The sequence below is a fragment of the Vibrio nigripulchritudo ATCC 27043 genome (genome assembly GCF_000222685.1).
Taxonomy (GTDB): domain Bacteria; phylum Pseudomonadota; class Gammaproteobacteria; order Enterobacterales; family Vibrionaceae; genus Vibrio; species Vibrio nigripulchritudo.
In genome coordinates this window covers 1-3,600 of record NZ_AFWJ01000159.1, presented here as the reverse complement: position 1 = coordinate 3,600, position 3,600 = coordinate 1, and the positions used below count along the sequence as shown (strand labels likewise).

4 protein-coding genes are annotated in these 3,600 nt (G+C 44.9%); 1 reads left to right on the top strand and 3 read right to left on the bottom strand.

Features of this window, described 5'->3' with window-relative positions; translation table 11 throughout:
* Window positions 1-133 precede the first annotated feature (133 nt).
* Window positions 134-1,093: a nitrilase family protein gene (locus RH89_RS13800; protein WP_004402887.1), complete on the bottom strand. Its 960-nt coding sequence runs from the start codon at window positions 1,091-1,093 to the stop codon at window positions 134-136.
* A 94-nt stretch (window positions 1,094-1,187) separates the two neighbouring features.
* Between RH89_RS13800 and RH89_RS13795 the strand changes: the two genes are divergently transcribed.
* Window positions 1,188-2,057 carry a LysR family transcriptional regulator gene (locus RH89_RS13795; RefSeq protein WP_004402886.1) on the top strand — a complete coding sequence of 290 codons (870 nt, stop codon included), beginning with the start codon at window positions 1,188-1,190 and terminating at the stop codon, window positions 2,055-2,057.
* Between the two features lie 78 nt (window positions 2,058-2,135).
* Here the strand turns inward: RH89_RS13795 and cyaB are convergent, their stop codons facing one another.
* Both cyaB and RH89_RS13785 read right to left on the bottom strand, forming a co-directional pair.
* On the bottom strand, window positions 2,136-2,696 hold the full coding sequence (gene cyaB, locus RH89_RS13790; protein ID WP_004402878.1) for a class IV adenylate cyclase: 561 nt from the start codon (window positions 2,694-2,696) through the stop codon (window positions 2,136-2,138).
* Between the two features lie 141 nt (window positions 2,697-2,837).
* Entirely contained in the window at window positions 2,838-3,242 is a 405-nt protein-coding gene (locus RH89_RS13785) for a GFA family protein (protein ID WP_004402877.1), read from the bottom strand.
* Between the last annotated feature and the right edge of the window lie 358 nt (window positions 3,243-3,600).

Below are 3,600 nucleotides of genomic sequence, written 5' to 3'. Positions count from 1 at the left end.
AAAACTGAGTAATGGAAAGATCATTCACTGGCAATCCACGAAACCGTAGGTTGATTTGTAAGAGCCGCATAAGCGGCTCTTACCCTATTCATTCCTCTCTGGCTTGTAGGATTTCAGGCTGTACGGCTGTTTCTCAATCTACGCCAAGCCGCACTTGTCTTGGCGTTTGCGGCTGTTCCACTTCATCAATGAGTGACTGATACAGCTCTGGTCGCCGTCCCTCAATCCATCTTTTTCCTGTACTGGTTTCTCGTTGTTCTGCTTTGAGGTCGGCAACAATCATGGCATCGCTAATGCTGTCTGTTTCCATAAGCACCTTACCGTAAGGGTCGAGGATCATAGCGTTACCTGTGCGCACTTCACCGGAATCCAGCCCGACTCCATTACTGAAAATCAAAAACATACCATTGTCGTGCGCTCGGGAAGGTAACCACCGCATAAGCCATTTTCGCCCTTTCTTTCCCTGCATTTCAGAGCGAAGTGCTTCCGGTTCTTGTTTTCGGTTGTGCCAGAGCGCAGGGTCAATCAACCCCATGGCTTCCGGGCTTCGTGAGTTGCATCCGCCAGTCTGGTGAGGGGCAATAAGAATGTCAGCCCCTTTCAGCGCCGTGATACGAGCATTCTCAACCAAGTTATTGTCCCAGCAAATCAAAATCCCGACCCGACAACCATGAGGTGTATCAAAAACCGTGTAGCGGTCGCCGCTACTCAAATATTGGCTGACAAAAGTATGCAGTTTTCGATGTTTCTTTATTCTTCCATCGGGCATGGCAAGCACATAAGAATTGTACAACTTGCCATCTTCTGCCAGCTCAATCAAACCCGCCCCAATACTCATATTGTATTTTTCCGCCTGTTTAATCAGGTGCTGACTTGACGCTCCATTTGGAACAGGTTCTGCCAGTGCTCTAATTTCTTCCTCCGACAGTTTAGACACATGCCAGTACCCGGTAATACACATTTCAGGAAAAACAATAAGTTCGACACCCGTCTCTGCCGCTTTACGTACAAATGAATCCATGACCGATAAGTTGTAATACTTGTCACTGGCATGATGATGAAACTGAACTGACGCCACTCGAACATCTTTCATAGAAACCTCTTTCTCTGATTGGATTTTCACCAGTTTAGAAACTCCGATTCATTCCGTATAATGAAGAATAATCTAAGTTCAATGAGTATTTGGAATGGATATCGATCTACTGCGCGCATTTTGTCAGCTCGCTAAAGACAGCAATTACACTCTGGCTGCCGAGCGCCTTTTTATTACTCAGTCGGCTTTAACTAAAAAGATAAAGCGGCTGGAGAGCCAAATAGGGGTTGAGCTGTTTGAAAGAGGGCGAAACGGCGCACAACTTACCCAAGCAGGAAGCACGCTTCTGAGCGAGGCTCAGCAACTCACGGAAAGGTTCAGCGATTTTGAGCGATTGGCAAAGTGTGTGGCTGAAGGCGAACAGGGACATCTGAACATTGGTTTTGGTATTTCAACCTACCGCCAAGCACCCGACTGGATATCTCAATTCAAGCAAATGTACCCTAAGGTACACATCACATTAGACGATACGCCATCTTCAAAACAGATCGACGCTTTGCTAAGCGGAGAACTCCACCTGAGTTTCAATCGAATACAAAATCTACCTACACCACTTAACGGTCTGAGGCTCTACTCTGATCAACTGGCCGTCGCGGTAAATACCAATCAGAAGATTGATAGAAAAGATATTTTAGGCTCTTTGTCAGGTGTAAATTACCTGCAACTGAGACCATCCCGAGGGCAGGGATTATTCAATCAGATCCAACGTTATTTGGTGGCTAGCAAGCACCCGTTAACAGTGACTCAAGAGGCTAGTGATATTCTCACTTTACTGGCTCTTATCTCCGCAAACCAAGGCTTTGCCATCATCCCATTAAGCGCTCACACGATCTGCCCAGACAATGTTCAGTTGATTGAAATAAAACAGCAAGACACAAGCTGGGACGTAGGTTTAATTTGGAATGATGACAAAGAAGATCGAATACGCGACAGGTTTATCGACATGGTTAAGCAAAAACGCTGAATCAAGCCAAATTCGCGCACTGGTAACGCCAACTTGGCAACATTAAGTAAAACCGTCATTACAAATAGATCTGGGGTGCTAAATTTGTGGCTTCGCGTGTTGTGCAAACATCTGCTTGTATGACTGAGTTTGCAGTGCTGAGTCATCTAAACCAAATTTGCTGGCAAGCGCTTCCAGTTCAGCCTTATAAGATGAGAGCTTGGATTCATCATCGGTCATGATTGCAAATTCAGCAAAATCACCCAGCCCTTCCAACGAGTCAACTGTGATATGGAATTCACCAACAAAATAGATGCTGCGGATTTTTGTAGCCTTCAATACCACCTCATAACCCATAGTTTCCAACATGCTCCGAGCGTTAGACGCATTGGTGATATCTGTGGCTTCACACCTATCTGGTTCTGGTCCTTTCACTATCCATAACTTGATGCCCGAAGGTTCCATGGTACGAATACAGACGCTCTTATTGTCGGCTTCTAACGCTCTGTCGGGGCTGTCAAAATACCAATCACGTTCGATATTATCCTGAAGCATGACTTCATGTGGAATGGAGCTAAGGGTATTCAAAAAATCTGATTTTGAAGGTAGACGATACTTTAACTCGACTTCGTATTTTCCCTGAAAGTGCTGATTACTCATTTCTTACTTCTATGCAAAAGAGAGGATATTACCATGGTGTATCCACACAGAAATTGAGCAGAATCATAACGCTTCAATAAGTGGAGAACATGTAGCATCAGCTTTCATCAGACAGAGGGCACTCACGGTTACACAGCGACACTAGATATTTTCTGGTGGCGCGCCTTTGTACTGAGGGACGCCATCTGCGATTAGCTCCCACGAGGCTTTTGAATCCACGTAAATATGGCGACTGAGCTGGATTTGAGGATCGCCGTTAACACAGCCCAATGTGACGCCATGGACTTCACCTTGAAAGACACCAGCGAGTGTCGAGCCGCACACCGAGCAAAATTGAAGCCCAAAACCGTGCTCCCTGACATATGAGGTCAATTTTTCCTGACCACACACCCACTCAAACTCTCCTTCTTTGACAAGAGCATAAGCTGAAGCTTGAGCGCTAAACGCTTTGCGGCATCGTGAACAATGACAGGATCGGGCATCATGAAGTCTGCCTTCCACTTTGTATTTAATCGCACCACAAAAGCACTCACCTGTTATTGTCATTTTACTTCCCTGTGATTTCCTGAAAAATGCACCTACCACTACAGAAGCACAAAAATCCACATAACTCATGTGATTTAAATAGGTGATACTTCCGGGTAGCTCCCACAACACCATTTGTTATTGTAGCAACTGCTATGGCGACGAGCCGTATTAGATGTGGGAGAAGACACAACTTGGTTGTGGGTCAGTTTTCACTTTTGATTTTGGCTATCAAAATTGCTGATAATTTCATTCAGCCTATCAATTTTTTCACTTTCCTGAAATGACTCTGAATCTTGCTCAAATTTCATTTCAATATACTGATGAACAACAGAATATTCTCTCAGGTTTGCTATTTCACCACGTTTAAGAATTGGCG